At 37.4% G+C, this 15,730-nt stretch carries 13 protein-coding genes; 4 read left to right on the top strand and 9 right to left on the bottom strand.

All coding sequences use genetic code 11. The features are described from left to right. Positions 1 to 16: 16 nt before the first annotated feature. Both Q4534_RS05700 and Q4534_RS05695 read right to left on the bottom strand, forming a co-directional pair. Positions 17 to 979, bottom strand: coding sequence for a FecR family protein (locus tag Q4534_RS05700; RefSeq protein WP_303612206.1), 963 nt, complete (start codon positions 977 to 979; stop codon positions 17 to 19). Between the two features lie 185 nt (positions 980 to 1,164). After that, on the bottom strand, positions 1,165 to 1,704 hold the full coding sequence (locus Q4534_RS05695; RefSeq protein ID WP_303612205.1) for an RNA polymerase sigma factor: 540 nt from the start codon (positions 1,702 to 1,704) through the stop codon (positions 1,165 to 1,167). Positions 1,705 to 2,184: 480 nt separating this feature from the next. On the opposite strand from Q4534_RS05695, the gene Q4534_RS05690 reads away from it, so the two are divergent. Together Q4534_RS05690 and Q4534_RS05685 are read left to right on the top strand one after the other, a co-directional pair. Then, positions 2,185 to 3,006 (top strand): AraC family transcriptional regulator, encoded by an 822-nt coding sequence (locus tag Q4534_RS05690; protein WP_303612204.1) that lies wholly within the window; start codon positions 2,185 to 2,187, stop codon positions 3,004 to 3,006. 77 nt (positions 3,007 to 3,083) lie between these two features. Beyond that, positions 3,084 to 5,543, top strand: a complete 2,460-nt coding sequence (locus Q4534_RS05685; protein WP_303612203.1) for an outer membrane beta-barrel family protein — start codon at positions 3,084 to 3,086, stop codon at positions 5,541 to 5,543. 28 nt (positions 5,544 to 5,571) lie between these two features. On the opposite strand, the gene Q4534_RS05680 is transcribed toward Q4534_RS05685, so the two are convergent. Next, a complete protein-coding gene (locus Q4534_RS05680) occupies positions 5,572 to 6,972 on the bottom strand; it encodes a PLP-dependent aminotransferase family protein (RefSeq protein WP_303612202.1) in 1,401 nt (466 codons plus the stop codon). A 269-nt stretch (positions 6,973 to 7,241) separates the two neighbouring features. On the opposite strand from Q4534_RS05680, the gene Q4534_RS05675 reads away from it, so the two are divergent. Beyond that, positions 7,242 to 8,282, top strand: coding sequence for a branched-chain amino acid aminotransferase (locus tag Q4534_RS05675; protein WP_303612201.1), 1,041 nt, complete (start codon positions 7,242 to 7,244; stop codon positions 8,280 to 8,282). Between the two features lie 101 nt (positions 8,283 to 8,383). Here Q4534_RS05675 and arfB read toward each other — a convergent pair whose 3' ends face one another. Together arfB and Q4534_RS05665 are read right to left on the bottom strand one after the other, a co-directional pair. Continuing rightward, the gene (gene arfB, locus Q4534_RS05670; RefSeq protein WP_303612200.1) at positions 8,384 to 8,800 is read right to left on the bottom strand and encodes an alternative ribosome rescue aminoacyl-tRNA hydrolase ArfB; all 417 of its coding nucleotides are present in this window, start codon (positions 8,798 to 8,800) and stop codon (positions 8,384 to 8,386) included. 269 nt (positions 8,801 to 9,069) lie between these two features. Then, positions 9,070 to 9,537: a DUF6428 family protein gene (locus Q4534_RS05665; protein ID WP_303612199.1), complete on the bottom strand. Its 468-nt coding sequence runs from the start codon at positions 9,535 to 9,537 to the stop codon at positions 9,070 to 9,072. Between the two features lie 293 nt (positions 9,538 to 9,830). On the opposite strand from Q4534_RS05665, the gene Q4534_RS05660 reads away from it, so the two are divergent. Next, complete coding sequence (locus Q4534_RS05660; protein ID WP_303612198.1) at positions 9,831 to 11,573, top strand: ABC transporter ATP-binding protein; 1,743 nt, start codon at positions 9,831 to 9,833, stop codon at positions 11,571 to 11,573. 64 nt (positions 11,574 to 11,637) lie between these two features. Here Q4534_RS05660 and Q4534_RS05655 read toward each other — a convergent pair whose 3' ends face one another. The 4 genes from Q4534_RS05655 to Q4534_RS05640 form a co-directional block, all read right to left on the bottom strand. After that, entirely contained in the window at positions 11,638 to 12,879 is a 1,242-nt protein-coding gene (locus tag Q4534_RS05655) for an NAD(P)/FAD-dependent oxidoreductase (protein WP_303612197.1), read from the bottom strand. A gap of 25 nt (positions 12,880 to 12,904) precedes the next feature. Then, positions 12,905 to 14,257 carry a DEAD/DEAH box helicase gene (locus tag Q4534_RS05650; protein WP_303612196.1) on the bottom strand — a complete coding sequence of 451 codons (1,353 nt, stop codon included), beginning with the start codon at positions 14,255 to 14,257 and terminating at the stop codon, positions 12,905 to 12,907. 11 nt (positions 14,258 to 14,268) lie between these two features. Continuing rightward, positions 14,269 to 14,559 carry a DoxX family protein gene (locus Q4534_RS05645; protein ID WP_303612195.1) on the bottom strand — a complete coding sequence of 97 codons (291 nt, stop codon included), beginning with the start codon at positions 14,557 to 14,559 and terminating at the stop codon, positions 14,269 to 14,271. Between the two features lie 352 nt (positions 14,560 to 14,911). Beyond that, complete coding sequence (locus tag Q4534_RS05640; RefSeq protein ID WP_303612194.1) at positions 14,912 to 15,694, bottom strand: M15 family peptidase; 783 nt, start codon at positions 15,692 to 15,694, stop codon at positions 14,912 to 14,914. Between the last annotated feature and the right edge of the window lie 36 nt (positions 15,695 to 15,730).

Genomic DNA, 15,730 nt, shown 5'->3' with positions numbered 1-15,730 from the left:
CGACCTAGCGCCACTTTTAGCAATTCCCTTTTTTGACTTTTAAGTGTTTTCCGTTTATCTCATAGGCAATTCCAGTAGCGTATTTAATTGATTCCATAATATCTTCAAGGGTCATTCGGGTATAAATGCCTGTAACCAGACAGTTCATATTTTCATCACTCAATTCAATAGATTCTAAACCATACCAGTCAGATAAAACTGTGAACACTTCATTGATAGGAGTTTGATCAAATATTATCTTACCGTTGATCCAGGCAAACTTTTTTTCCGGATTGATCCGCTGTTTGCTTCCTAAACCTATTCCCTCCTTAAAAGTCAACTGCTCATTGGCGGTTAAAAAATTACTATCGGTAGTTTTTCCTTCCTGGGCTTCAGACACCTTAACCTTTCCTTCTTTTACTGCCACAACCTGTGGTTTACCTTCAAATGCGCTAACAGTAAACTCTGTACCCAACACCCTAGTTTCTAGCCCCTCTGTCACTACCACAAAAGGATTGGCCGAATCTTTCTCCACATCAAAAAAAGCTTCACCTTTCAGAAATACCTTCCTATTGGCTGAAAATTGCTTGCTTATTTTCACTTTACTATTCCCATTTAAAAAAATCTTAGAACCATCCGGTAATGTAAGCTGTCGCCTTACACCTCGAGGGTTTACAAATTCTTCGAAACGCTCCTCTACCACGGTCTCCACTGCCGGTTCGTCTGAATATTTATTGTTATAAACTTCAAACATCCCGATAAAGACAATAATCACTGCAGCTGCCCAACCAATCCAGCTGAAATCAATCTTATAACTTGACTTCAGTGCTATGGCAGCTCTTAATTTTTTTAAATTTTTCTCTTTTCTGGAATCAAAATCTACCTCACCACTAGCGTCAAGATTTTCATACCATTTATTCAAGATCAATCTTTCCTCAGGACTTAGATCTCCTTCTAGTTCTTTTTTAATAAGACGCAAAATATGATTTGGGGAATTCATAATATCTCTTCTATATATACTAAGTGTACAAAAACTTAAAACACTACCTAAAAAAAAGGCATTATTTTAAATTTTTCTTAAAAAAACTTAAATGAACTAACTATACAATGTCCAATACCTTTATCCATTAAAGATAATGAAAGAAGAAAAATATAATTTGGGAAAATTTTATTTTGAATTACCGGTTAACCGAAAAGATAATTCTTTATTTCCGCCCGGATAAAAAGTAAGGACAAATGGATTTTATTGTGTACTGTTTGAGGGGCAATCTGCAATTTTGAAGCTATTTCTTTTGTAGAAAGTTGATTAATTCTGCTTAGCTTAAACGTTTCTCTTTGTCCTTTAGGCAATTTATTAATGGCTACTTCAATTTTTTCATACAATTCTTCAAACTCCAAGATTCTGGGCGCTTCGGATTTCATATGAACCTCATCAAGCTCGGCAATATCACATAGTACCTTTCTCTTATAAATGGCCCTATAAACCTTATATTTTACAGCAGTGAGCAAATACACCTTGAGTTCTTTCTGAATGGCTATGGATTTTCTGTTGTTCCAAAGTGTTAAAAAAATATCCTGCACCAAATCTTCCGCCTCGGAAACATCTCCTAGTTTGGCGAAAGCTTGCCTCACTAATAGCTCCCAATATTTATTGTAAATGGCTTCGAATGCTTTCACATTGTCCAAGGCCATAGCTTTTAACAATAGTACATCGGAATCTTTCATTTTATTTATAGTAGGATAAATAACACTACACCCTTCGAATTTATGGGAACATTTCCTAGTTTCCAATTAAGCATTCCTTTTCGAAGAAGAAATTTTAATAATTTAATGGTTATTTAACAATATAATTATCTATTATTTTCTTAAAATTTTCCACCTACCTGATCAATTATATAACTAAATCTTTTGCTAATGATATTATTTTTAGACACTCTAAATTATTAGTAATCCTAATGAAATGATTACATCCATTCATATTTAATTTGGACCCTAACAATCAACAAACACATTGTATAGTATTGATTTGTAGGTAATTACTTTTCTTTAATAAATGTTTAAAAATTCGTAGGCAATATTTGGGTAGGTAAAGATTTAATTTCTTAGGTCGAAATAAATCCCATTTAAGTGGTAAATTCTCTAAAATGCTTCTGTAAGTTTGCTATATGTAAATAAGGGAAAAAAATTAGAAAGTTCACAAGGGCTATGGAAAAAGAAGTGAAGGAAATAGGCAAAAAAAATAAAATTGAGAAAGAATTGGTGATCAAGGTTTCAAAAATGAAGCCTGTTATTAAACCAACCAAACCCCATCGGCATGAGGGATACCATGAATTGATATTTTTAAATCAGGGATCCGGATACCATGTAGTTGATGACATCAAATATGAAGTCCGCCCTCCTGTTGGTTTTTATTTAAACCTTGGGCAAGTCCACTGTTGGGATTTTTCGAAAATCCCTGAAGGTTATGTGGTGATGTTTAAGGAGGAAGCACTTGCCAAATATCCTGCAGCTTTAGACAATCTTTTTCGATTACATGATAAATTCAACCTTCCGCGACAAAACTCTATTTTAATGGATCAACTCAACCTATTTTATAGAGATTTTAAAGCCAATGAGCCCTTGGACCTTCTCTCAGCTCACCTCAATACACTTATTTTAAAAACACTCTACCTCCCTGCATTAAAAGACCAAGTTCATCCAAGCTTTGTAAGTGAGTTCAGTAGGTTAAAAAAACTACTCAATGATAATTATATCAAATTGAGGACTGTGGAAGAGTATGCCAACCTTATGAAATTAAGCAGCCGGAAATTGAATCAAATTTGTCAGGCAGCAGCTGGTTGTAACACCATTGAAATCATCAAAGAAAAACTCTTAATAGAATCCAAAAATTTACTGACACATACCAATCTTCCTGTCAATGAAGTTGCCTACCAACTGAATTTTTCAGACGCATCCAACTTTATAAAATTCTTTAAATCTCAAACTACTTTAACCCCTTTGGAGTATCGTGCCCGATTATTGTCCTAAATTCACCATTATTGGTAAAAATCTACCGCAGGATTAGTACTTTTCCTCACTTATTTTGCATCTTAACAAAATAAGAAATGAAAAAAGCCCATCTAATCGTATTTTATTTATTCTTTTTCAATGCTGCATTTGCGCAAACGCTGATAAAAGGGACCTTAAACGATGCCAATGAAAACACTTCCATTGAGTATGGAAGTATCGGCCTTTACAGTCCTGCGGATTCAAGCCTTGTGAATGGAACTATCACTGAACCCGATGGTACATTTGTCTTGGAGGGATTAAAAGCAGGTGAATATTATTTAAGCGCTCAATTTATGGGCTATAAAAATTTAATTATTAGCCCTGTAAATGTTGAGAAAGGTAAAGCCTTAAATTTAGGCACATTGCTAATCTCTCCGGATGAGCAATTACTGGCCATGGTGGAAGTTTCCGGTTCTCGGTTTACCACCATGCACAAAGTGGACCGCCAGGTTTTTGCCTCCTCCGAGTTTTTGACGGGAAAAGGAGGTAACGCTATAGATCTGATAAGAAATCTACCATCGGTATCAATTAATGCAGAGGGAGAACTGTCTGTTCGGGGTGCAACAGGTTTTGTGGTCATGATCAATGGCAAACCGGTCCAATCTGATCCCTCAATTATTCTCAGTCAGTTGCCGGCCAATGCCATTAAAAACATTGAATTAGTCACTGCCCCATCAGCTAAATATGATCCTGAAGGCAAGGCCGGAATTATAAATATAACTACAGAAAAAGGAGCAACAGATGGCACTTATATTCAAGTGAATACAAGGCTTGGGCTTCCAAGCATTCAAGACTATAACAACAAAGAAAAACCCCAAAGATACGGAGCAGATTTCACTATCAACCACAAAAGTGAAGCTTGGGACCTCTCTTTTGGAGCCAGTTATTTGAGAAATGACATCAATGGGCGAAGAGAAGGTGAAGTTTACACCATAATTGATGGTATAACAACTTATTTCCCATCAGATGGCGAGCGTGGATTTGATGAAGAGGCTTTTTCTGGAAGATTTACTTTAGGGTTTACTCCCAATGAAAAAAACAATTTCAGTCTGGGCTTTTATGGCGGCATCAGAAGTAAAGACCGTACCGCTGACATTGTATATTATGACAATCATGCTGTGCAAGATGGAGAGAGGCTATATACCATGCAATATTACAATGAGAATTTGAGGATACGTAAAAGTGATTTTGCTTTGGGTAGTTTAGATTACTCCCACATATTTGATAATGAATCTTCCATATCTTCTTCTTTTCTGTACGAATACACCATGTTGGGAGGTCCCACCACCAATAGAAACCTTGGCTACCCAAATATGGATTTTATCTACCAAGATGAGTACAATACCAATGATAATCCTTTGCATGGAGTTCGTTGGAAAATTGACTATAAGGCAAAAGCCAAGCCTTGGGGATCATTTGAGGGAGGATATCAATTTAGAAGTTTGAACCATTTGGGGGACTTTGTCTACGAAAGAAAAAATACTGAAGGGGAATTTGTATTGGTTCCTGAATTCTCCTCAAATGTAGATTTAAAAAGATTGATACATGCTGTCTACGGTCAGGTAAATGGCAACAAAGGCAAGTGGAATTATACGGCAGGTTTAAGGTTTGAGCATATGGATCGTATACTGCATTTGAAAGACAAAGGCAATACGGTTGACAGCACCTATACCTACGATTTCTTTAAACCTTACCCTTCAGCCAATATTCGATACAACGTAAACGAGAATTTCAACTTTAAAGCTGCCTACAGCCGTAGAGTAGATCGTACTACAACATTTAAAATGAATCCCTTCCCTGAAAGGGAACATTCCGAGACATTGGAACAGGGAGATCCAACTTTATTGCCTGAATTTATCGACCTTGTGGAAACGGGCTTTGTTAAAAACTTTGGTGAAAATAGTTTTTATGCAACGGCTTACTATAGAAATGTTCAAAACTTAGTAAATAGAGTAAACACCATTTATAATGACACCATATTGAATCGCATTTATTCAAATGTGGGCACAGGAAGATCTCTTGGACTGGAAGCGGGCCTGGAGCTCAACCCAACAAGCAATTGGAAAATATTTGCGGGTGGGAATTTATACCAATATCAAATTACCGGAGAGTTTGACAATCGCCCCATTGATAATTCAGCCTGGGTGTATTCCATCAATGCCAATACGAGTTATGCTTTTTCTTCTACCTTTAGTTTGCAATGGTCCCTAAACTACCTTTCCAAAAGGATAACAGCTCAAGGGGAAGATTCCAGGTTTTTATCCCCTAATCTAGTAGCCAAGAAAACTTTTATGGGAGACAGACTCACCGCTAGTTTACAGTGGTTAAATATGGACATGGGGCTATTGCCGACAAACGAGCAAAGAATTACCACCTGGAGAAAAGATGCTTTTTACACCACTACCAACTATGTTTTGGAAGTAGATATGATACTATTGAATCTTAGCTACACCATTAATCCCGGTAAAAACAAATCCAGATTTGTTAAAAGTGAGTTTGGTGAAAAGGAATTTTAACATCCATATGGGCAGGTTTTAAGAAGATTTATTCTTTTAAAATCTGCCCCAACAATTCTAGTTCTTTTTCCAACTTTTCCGACCATGGCAGCCCATAATTTAACCTGAGACAATTGTGAAACTGACTTTGCAAGGTAAACATCCTACCGGGAGCAATGCTTATCCCTCTGGACAAGACCTTATCAAATAATTTACCTGTATCCCATTTTTTGTCCAATTCTACCCATAAGACGAAGCCTCCTTGGGGTCTACTTATTTTAGTTCCTTTTGGGAAATAGTCGGCGATAGCTCGGATAAAATGCAAAGAATTGCTATATAACCTTGCCCTTAGCTGCCTGAGGTGCTTTTCATAATAGTCGTTTTCTAAAAATAATCCTATGGCTTCTTGGGTAATTGTCGTCCCGGATACAGAATGAAATAGTTTAAGCTTTAAAATCGCTTTCATGAATTTCCCGGGAGCCATCCAGCCTACCCTATAGCCTGGGGCCAAGGTTTTAGATACAGAGCCACACCACAACACAATCCCTTCTGTATCGTAAGCTTTACATGGTTTAGGACGTGATTGACCAAAGTATACATCTCCATACAAATCATCTTCAATGAGTGGAACATTGTGTTTAGTCAAGAGCTTTACTACTTCCTTTTTATTGTTATCAGGCATACAACTGCCTAAAGGGTTGTTAAAATTACTCACCAGCAAGCAAATGTCAATTTTATCAACCAGTTCTTCCAAATCTTTGGGCAAAACCCCATATTCAGGATCAGTAGGCAGTTCAATCACTTTAAGCCCCATATTCTTGGCCAGTTGCAAAATGCCAAAGTAAACAGGGCTTTCGACACCTATTCGATCACCGGGCTTGGTCAAAGCCATAAATGCCAAGGAAATGGCATGCATGGCCCCGGAAGTGGTCACCAATTCATCCACTCCCAGGTTCCCTCCCCAAGTAAAGGACCATTTGGAAACATTTTTCCTTAATCGCATATTGCCTTGAATATCATCGTAAGCAGTCCCTCCTGCCCCCAAAGTTTTGGTAGCTGTTTGGATACATTTATTTAATCTGGCGACAGGAAAAAAAGACTCGTCAGGCACACTCAAAGACATCTGGGTGATGTCTTTGTTTACAAAATGAGAAAAGACTTTGCCAATTAATCCATCTTCTTTCCCTACCATGCCATTGACATTGGGGCTACTTGCCATGGGCATGGGCAAGATTTGGTCTTCTCTTTGACAAACAAAAAAACCCACCTGTGGTCTGGAAACTATAAAGGATCTGCTTTCTAAAAGCAAATAAGCTTGAATTACCGTATTTTTACTAACTCCATATTCTTTGCTAACCGTTCGAATAGAAGGCATTTTGTCACCTAATTTTAAAGTTTTTTTTGTAATCAGGTTTTGGAAATTCTCAGCCAATTCTTCGAATAAAGTCATTAATGTAGATTTTGAACTGTACCCTTCAAATTTAAATAAATTGTATCTGTAACCAATCAAAGATTCTTATTTAATTTGCAATCACAATCAATTGATTTTGTAGAACAATCGAGTAGCCTATTTATTTATAGGTAAAAAATTACTTAAAAAAACCCGTAAAGCATCGGTTTTATCATCATCTAAAAAAGCAATTGATATTCAATAGGTTAAAAAGAATTACTTTTTTCTTAAAATGAAAAGAAAGAAGTTTCAATAATTTAGAATTACCCATGATGAACGAAACGATAACTCAGAAGCCTGATTTTGATTTTGATAATTTCACCTTCGGATTACAGGCAACTGACCGGATGTTGGTAGCCGGCTATGAAAATGGAGCTTGGTCAGATTTTAAAATTGGGCCGGTTCAAAATATTTCTTTATCCCCCTTGGCCATGTGTTTACACTATGGGCAAACTGTTTTTGAAGGCTTAAAAGCCTTTCGCACAGTGGATGGTAAAATCAATGTATTCAGATTGGAAAGCCATTTTAAGCGAATGAACCGTTCCCTAGAAAGAATGGCCATGCCTCCCTTGCCTGCTTCATGTTTTATCGATGGAATACGCGAACTGCTAAGCAAAGAAAGTGAATGGGTAATTGATGATCCTGAATATGCCCTTTATATTCGACCTTTTGCCATTGCAACTGAAAACAAATTAGGTGTAGACGCCTCCCAGGAGTATCTATTTATGGTAGTGCTCTCACCACTTAAGGCCTATTATTCCCGACCATTAAGGGTAAAAGTAGAAACAGAATATATCCGCTCTTCAAGAGGTGGTGCAGGCTCAGCAAAAAACGGAGGGAATTATGGAGCTTCTCTTTTACCACAAATCAAAGCCAAAGAAGATGGCTTTGATCAAATAATATGGCTAGATGCCAAAGAACGTAAGTTTATAGAGGAGTCCGGCACCATGAATATCATGTTTATTCTCAATGGAAAAACCTTGCTTACCCCTTCTTTGAGTGACAGTATATTGGATGGGATTACCAGGAACTCTATCCTTAACCTTGCTCCCGACTTGGGACTTGAAGTTGAAGAAAGAGCCATTGAAGTTACTGAAATTCTGAAAAGAATTCGTTCAGGGGAAAAGGTAGAGGCCTTTGGGGTGGGTACTGCAGCTGTAATTTCACCTATTAAAGAAATTGCTTATAGAGATGAGGTCTTTGAAACTTTTGTCGATGAGAATGCAGACATGTATCGAATAAAAAATAGACTTGCTGACATCCGAAGGGGCCTGAGTCCAGACAAATTCGGTTGGTCAGATTTGGTTTAAGCATTAAAAAAGTACCATTCAATAAGGCTAAAGCTGTCATTAGCAGTTTTAGCCTTATATATTTTAATAGGCAGATCTTAGGGAACAGGGTTTGTAGTAGGTTAAAAGTTTTTATTTCTCATGGCCTTTTTTTCTGAACGGACTCGCTTGGCCTTTAATCTTCTTTCCTTTGCAGCTTTACTAGGTCGAGTGGCTTTTCTTTTCTTTTTCTTTTCAAATGCTTTTTCTAGAAATTCATTGAACTTCTTTACCGCCGTTTTTTTATTTTCCAGTTGAGATCTAGAGGATTGGGCATCAAAATGGAGGCTACCTTCCTTGTCCATTTTATTAGGAAATTTACCCATTAATAGCTCTTTTTCTGCTTCAGTTAATGACTGAGAATTGGGCACATTAAAAAACAATGTCACTCTTGAGTTTACCTTGTTTACATTTTGCCCTCCGGGCCCACTACTTCTAGAGGTCTGAAAGTTAAATTCAGAATGAAAAACTTCATTTTTTATCTTATCTCCAATTGTCATAAAGGTGCAAAAGACTATTTTATACAAAAATAGGAAACATGACCAGAATAATTGCCCCTATTTTAAAATCCATTAATCAAAGTCCAATTTTTGTAATCAACGAAAGCAATAAATAATCACAGATTTTGAAGGGATTAGACCAATTATATTAAAGGGTTCAATCCGAGACTCCATTAAGAAAGCATTAAAAGAAAAAAATTACCCTTCACCATATCTCCTTTTAAGAATTTATGATGAAGGGAAATTTGACTTTTTTCTATGCCTACCTATTAACAGCAACCTCCTCCGGGAGTACATGCCCCAGCAGATTCAGCTGAAACCATTTTCAATGTTGGCTTCTTTTCAGGAATACCACATTGCTCTTTGGCCAAACAATCGGTTTGTTTACTTGTAAGTAAAAATCGATCGTTACTAAATTCTAAGCCAAATTTTTGGATGGTCTGTCCCTGATATTCTACTTCAATCTCGGTATCATTTAACTTCAGCACCTTTTCCGACAATTCAATGATGTGAAGTAACTTTTCCGGGTGTAAACGATGGTTGTAATCATCTGCAGACCAAAGCTGAAAATTAATCACTTCCTCTTTTCTTTCTGTTCCTCCACAGTCTATGAAATGTTTAACCACCTTCCCTACTTCGGTTACATGAAAATGCTCCGGAACCAAAGATCCATCAGGTAATTGAAATAATAATTCTTTCTGTTTTGTCAACAGGGGTTTGATTTCTGAAAGTTTCATATCCTTATTGTTTTAATAATTCGATTGTATCACGATGGTTACTTTATGGAAGTTTAAAATTTAAATCGACCGGAATTGGTACAACCATCGCTTCATTGCAATATTACGATTAATTAATCGGAAGTAAAAGAATGACGTTTAATTTTTTATATTTTAAAGGTAAACTCTTTAGCAAAACCATACTTTTAGAAGTTATTTAAAAAATTAAACAAGTCATCATCAAATAGAATTCACCAAAGGGAATGTTTTTAGTGAAATTTTGTTTATAATTCAATCCCTCTTCAAATAATTCTATGGCAAAAAATAAAAGTAATGTTAGTTTAAATAGTGTTTTTAAAACCATTATTTGGCCAAGGCGAAAATATATATTCATTGGACTTGTTTTAATTATTATAAGTAGGCTTTCCGGGCTGGTTTTACCATGGGCGAGCAAATATTTGGTAGATGATGTAATTCCATCAAGCAATTTTGAATTGCTTAAATGGCTTATTGTAGCCGTGGTAATAGCTGTCACAGTACAGGCAGTAACCTCATTTGGATTGACACAAATATTAAGTGTTGAAGCCCAAAACCTTATTGCAAAATTAAGGGTTGAAGTGCAGGCCCATATTATAAGGTTACCGATACGTTTTTTTGACAATGCCAAAACAGGTGAATTGGTATCCAGGGTAATGACAGATGTGGAAGGAGTCCGAAACCTGGTAGGAACAGGGCTAGCTCAGATGGTAGGAGGATTGTTAACTTCAATAATAAGTCTTGTGCTATTGATTTACATCAGTCCTAAGATGACTTTATATGTATTGGTTCCGGTAATAATTTTTGGTGTAATTTCTTTGAAAGCCTTTGGAAGAATCCGACCCATTTTTAGAGAACGAGGTAAAATCAATGCAGACGTTACAGGCCGATTAACAGAAACCTTAGGAGGGATTCGGGTAATTAAGGGCTTCAATGCAGAAGATCAGGAAACCAAAATATTTGAATCGGGAGTAAATAAACTCTTTTTAAATGTAAAAAGCAGTTTGACAGCCACAAGTGTTGTCACAAGTGCGGCGACTTTTTTATTAGGTCTAGCCTCTGCAGGCATTATGGGAATTGGTGGCTACATGATCATGGAAGACCAATTGACTTTCGGGGATTTCCTAGCTTTCACTTTATTATTGGGTTTTATGATCGCCCCGATCCTTCAAATGAGCAATATCGGAAGCCAATTAACGGAGGCCTTTGCAGGACTAGACAGGACACAGGAGTTAATGAATATACCATTAGAAGCCGATCCTGCTAACCGGAATATCATGCTCCCGGAAATAAAGGGAAGGGTATCTTTTGACAATGTTCATTTTGAATATGATCCCGGATCCGAGATAATAAAAGGGGTAGATTTTGTTGCTGAACCGGGAAGCGTAACCGCTTTGGTTGGTAGCTCCGGATCTGGGAAAACAACCATTTCAGGCCTCGTTGCTTCCTTTCTAATCCCAACTCAAGGCACTGTTAGCATAGATGGTCAGGACTTAAGTAAAGTGGATCTGGATTCATTTAGAAAGCAATTGGGAGTAGTACTTCAGGATGATTTTCTATTTGAGGGGACAATCAGGGAAAACATCATGTTCCCAAGACCGGATGCTTCTGAGGAATTGCTTCAAGAAGCAGTTAAGTCTGCTTATGTGAATCAATTTACTGATCAATTTGAAAATGGGCTGGAAACTGTAATTGGAGAAAGGGGAGTAAAACTATCCGGAGGTCAAAGACAGAGATTGGCTATTGCCAGGGCAATATTAGCTGACCCACGCATATTAATCTTAGACGAAGCAACAAGTAATCTAGATGCAGAAAGTGAGCATTTTATTCAGTCCAGTTTAAAAAGTCTAATGGCCGGCAGGACTACATTTGTGATTGCCCATAGACTAAGTACCATAAGGCAAGCCGACCAAATTTTGGTCATAGAAAAAGGTAGAATTGTAGAACGTGGACGTCATGATGAATTGATTCAATCCAAGGGACGTTACCATGATTTGTACACCTTCCAAGCAAGAATTTAAAGCCTTTTAAAACCCTTCTTCTTCAGCAATTCAGAATAAAACATGGATAACTTGACCTACCCTACTATCCGTCATTGGCCATTAAAGTCTTGGCTGCAAGTCTTCCGGAAGTCATGGCTGCATTTATTGAGCCATTTAATAGGTAATCACCTGCCAGATAAACATTGTCATACAATTTCACATGTTGCAGTGGTAATGTGTTTTTAACTTCTGAAAGTACGGGCAATGCTTTCTCAATCGAAAAAGTTTTGATGTGTTCAAAATGATTGGCATTGATACCTGTCAATGCTTCCAACTCCTTAGAAACCTGATTTTCTAATGATTCAACACCTTCAATATCCTTGGTGATGGAAACAGAAAGAAGTGCTCGCCCATCACTGGAATAACGCTTACTTACATCTGTCATAAAAACCATGTTATTTATAAGGTATTCCTCATCAGGTACAAGCCCTATCATTGGCCTACCTATAAAAGATTGCTGCAAAGTGAAATACAAATTGGTAACCATGTGGTATTTTAATATTTCTTTACCAATGATCTCATTTGGAACTGTTGCAATAATAATTTGGTCAGCAGTCAATTGATTCCCCGACTCCAAATGAATGGTGTTTTTTTCTATCGAAGTTACTTTTGTTTGAAACCGTACCTGTGTGTGCTCAAGTTGAGCATAAAGTTGCTGGCTAATTTCTCCCATCCCTTTTTCAGGAACCGCAGCATAACCTTCCCCGAACATTTTAAAAACGAATTCAAACATTGCAGAAGAAGTTGATAACTTTTCTTCGAGAAAAATCCCTCTAAAGAATGGTTTGAAGAAATTATGAATAATTCTTTTCGAAAAACCATATTCTTCCAGATAAGCTAAAGTTGATTGCTGGGGGCTGTCAAAGATTTCTTCTATACGCTTCTCTTTAAGTGCTTTGGTGAGGGAATACATTTTGTATTTGTCCCAGACTGTACCCACTTTAGAAAACGCCATGGAAAACAACTTAATAGGATTTCTTATGGGATCATGTACAGCAAAAGAATCCTCCCCTCCTTCAAAAATTATTGCTCCGGGTTTAAACTTCTTCAAGTTCAGTTTACCCAAATCAAGGTACCTGCTCAATTCGGGGTATGAAGTGAGCAACACCTGAAAACCTTGGTCGAGTAAATAACCGTATGCTTCAACGGTTTTAACCCTTCCCCCTATACCGTCTGAAGCCTCAAGAATCACCGGGAAATAACCGGCTTTTTCCAATTCAATTGCAGCCACTAAACCGGATATTCCGGCGCCAATTATGTATATTGATTTTTCAGATGCAAGCATAGGTATGATTTAATTTTACAATCAATTAATCAAGCCCATCTTTAATGTTTTTACGTTCACGAAACTTCCCTTTTCCATCTGAGGGTTTGGCTTTAGCCTTGGTTTCCTGATTTCCACTTTCAGGGCTATTTGAATTTCTATTTGCTTTAGGTTTAGACTGTTTTCTAAAAGGCTTTTTCTTTTTATAATTTGATGAAGACCCTTTATTACCTCCGGTAGATTTCTTAGCATGCTTTTTATTTAAATCAGGCCCTGCACCGATATCTTCCGGATTAGGCAATACCTCAATTTCCATGCCGATAAGGTTTTCAATATTTCTATACTTGTACCTATCCTTCTCATTTACGAAGGTTACAGCCTTCCCTTTTTTCTCAGCCCTTGCTGTTCTTCCTACACGGTGAACATAATCTTCCGGGTCATTTGGACTGTCAAAATTGATTACCAATTCAATGTCCTCCACATCTATACCTCTGGACAGTATATCTGTAGCTACCAATATTTTAAGCGATTTATTTTTAAAGGCAGACATGATTTTTTCCCGCTCATTCTGATCCAAATCAGCATGAAAAGCCTCCACCATAAATGATTTTTTCAGGGTTTTAAATAAAGACTTTACCTTGTCTTTGGTGGAACAGAAGATGATGACCGCCTGATAATCTTGAGATTTAAGAATATGATTAGCTAATGCTTCTTTTTGGCCATCAAAAACATGATAAACATATTGACTTACACCTTTTGCAGTTTTACCAAGGGCAATAGAAATTTGCTCCGGCTTGTGCAAAATTTGCTGTGAAAACTGTCGGATTTTTGGAGGCATTGTTGCCGAAAACAACAGGGTTTGCCTTTTTTGTGGAAGATGTTTGACGATGGTTAAAATATCGTCTGAAAAGCCCATGTCTAGCATTCTATCTGCTTCGTCAAGAATCAAGTTTTCAAGGCTGTCAAATTTCACTTTACCTCCTGCTAGCAGAGCGATCAATCTTCCAGGTGTAGCGACCACTATATCAGCCCCCATTTCCAAAGCTTTCCTTTGTTGTTCCCACACCTTTCCATCCCCTCCTCCATAAATAGGTATTGAACTAATACCTAAGAAATAGGCTAAGCCCTGAATTTGTTGATCAATCTGAATGGCTAATTCTCGGGTTGGAGCTATGATCAATACCTTCACACCTTTCCCATTGCTTTTGCTTATCTTATTGAGAACAGGCAAGATAAAAGCAGCAGTTTTACCCGTTCCCGTTTGTGCGGTGGCAATAATGTCTTTGCCATCCAATATAATTGGTATTGCTTGTTCTTGTATTGGGGTTGCTTTTTCAAAACCCATTGCGTCCAAACCTTCTTGTAGTTCGGGAACAAAATTAAATTCACTAAAAGTCAATTTTCTCTAATTTAAGTGTACATATACGCCCAGCCAATTAATAACAATTGTATCGGTAGTCTTATCAACAACAACCACTTTGGAATACCTAAATGCTTTTTTTGGTACATGTATAGATTGGCTGGAAATACCGCAATTAACAAAAGGATGATTCCATAGGCAGCTTCAGTACGACTTGTTTCAAAGAACAAGCCAACCCCCAATCCCAGCTCAATACTCCCTACTAATTTATTAACCAGTTTGGGTGCAGGAATAAAGGGCGGAATAATACTTGTAAACAAACGGTGTTTTACAAAATGCATTACACCCATTGTTAAATAAAAAATTGCCATTGCATAAAGAAATGCTTCATCCATAAAAATCAATTGCAGTAATTTCTTTATCCTCTAAAATTAGAACATCAAAGTTGCATATCAAATATTTTGAGCCTTAATAGCTTAAATAATTTCCTTTTAAGGGTAAACCTAACGATTTCACCTTCTGATTCGTGGAATATCGGATACTTCCATACCACCCCTTATATGTGCTTGTTGTTTTTTTGCTTTGCTTCAATTGAACCCCGTTGGGGCTTTAACCTTGGTTCTCATAAAGCACATATGTAAAGCCTATGGCAAAATGGAAAATTTCAGCTCGAAAAGGGATTATGGGTTGAGATTATATTTCAGCGGCTTGGACATGCATCCAATCATAATTTCTTCTTCTACCAAGGCTCACCCAACCTTCTTCTTCCCAGCATCGCCACCAGTCATTGTAAACAGGATGTGCAAATGCGGCCTGATTTCTACCCCACTTCAATTGGTTTCTCGCCGGGTCAAAATCCAAGGCTACACCCCAGGAATGGGTAGACCATTGGGTCCCTCCACGCATCAACCTGTTATTGAAACAACCACCGAATCTATTCAAGGCCAATCTGTCAATTTCATTTTCCCCATATATTTTGAGAACATTTTCCAGCACCAAGTATAAACTTTGCGCTACTTTTTTATGACAGGTAATCTTTCTTGCCCTGTACCTCATGTCCCAAGCAATTTTCATTTCATAAGGCACAGGAATGGTAACCAGATTTTTAGCCCTAAGCCCATAGAATTCATGAAAAGCCGCTGAATTCTGTCTTGGCCATCGATTCATTGGGTTTATGTCTTCCGGTCTCCAAGGATCACTTGGCTTACCAAACTTTTGCAAATACACCAATTCTTCAAAGGCAAATTGAGTTTGAGGGCCCCACATCCCGTCAATTGCTCCAGAATTAAAGCCTTTCTCCCTTGCCCCTAGCTGTATCATCATGGTGATTTTTCTTACTTGTGGAAGGTTTTGAGGGATACCTGCTACCTGATTTAACGCAGCAAGGGTTTTAGGTCCAAAATCACCGTCAATTGCTCCATTATACAAACCTTTTTCTACCAAAAGCTGCTGGACTACTTTTATTTTTTCTTTCATTGTGGTTGTTGATTAAACTACTTAAAAATTTTGGGT

Source organism: Cyclobacterium sp. 1_MG-2023 (assembly GCF_030546805.1).
In the GTDB taxonomy this organism is placed as follows: Bacteria; Bacteroidota; Bacteroidia; order Cytophagales; family Cyclobacteriaceae; genus Cyclobacterium.
Note: the sequence above shows the minus strand (reverse complement) of the source record. Positions and strands in the feature narration are given on the sequence as shown.

What these genes read in the sequence shown, in the direction of transcription:
- arfB (WP_303612200.1), bottom strand. Translation starts at nt 8,800, where the DNA reads ATGACAATTGGAGATAAGATAAAAAATGAAGTTTTTCATTCTGAATTT.
- Q4534_RS05655 (WP_303612197.1), bottom strand. Translation starts at nt 12,879, where the DNA reads ATGCTTGCATCTGAAAAATCAATATACATAATTGGCGCCGGAATATCC.
- Q4534_RS05665 (WP_303612199.1), bottom strand. Translation starts at nt 9,537, where the DNA reads ATGAAACTTTCAGAAATCAAACCCCTGTTGACAAAACAGAAAGAATTA.
- Q4534_RS05680 (WP_303612202.1), bottom strand. Translation starts at nt 6,972, where the DNA reads ATGACTTTATTCGAAGAATTGGCTGAGAATTTCCAAAACCTGATTACA.
- Q4534_RS05660 (WP_303612198.1), top strand. Translation starts at nt 9,831, where the DNA reads ATGGCAAAAAATAAAAGTAATGTTAGTTTAAATAGTGTTTTTAAAACC.
- Q4534_RS05690 (WP_303612204.1), top strand. Translation starts at nt 2,185, where the DNA reads ATGGAAAAAGAAGTGAAGGAAATAGGCAAAAAAAATAAAATTGAGAAA.
- Q4534_RS05695 (WP_303612205.1), bottom strand. Translation starts at nt 1,704, where the DNA reads ATGAAAGATTCCGATGTACTATTGTTAAAAGCTATGGCCTTGGACAAT.
- Q4534_RS05700 (WP_303612206.1), bottom strand. Translation starts at nt 979, where the DNA reads ATGAATTCCCCAAATCATATTTTGCGTCTTATTAAAAAAGAACTAGAA.
- Q4534_RS05640 (WP_303612194.1), bottom strand. Translation starts at nt 15,694, where the DNA reads ATGAAAGAAAAAATAAAAGTAGTCCAGCAGCTTTTGGTAGAAAAAGGT.
- Q4534_RS05675 (WP_303612201.1), top strand. Translation starts at nt 7,242, where the DNA reads ATGATGAACGAAACGATAACTCAGAAGCCTGATTTTGATTTTGATAAT.
- Q4534_RS05645 (WP_303612195.1), bottom strand. Translation starts at nt 14,559, where the DNA reads ATGCATTTTGTAAAACACCGTTTGTTTACAAGTATTATTCCGCCCTTT.
- Q4534_RS05685 (WP_303612203.1), top strand. Translation starts at nt 3,084, where the DNA reads ATGAAAAAAGCCCATCTAATCGTATTTTATTTATTCTTTTTCAATGCT.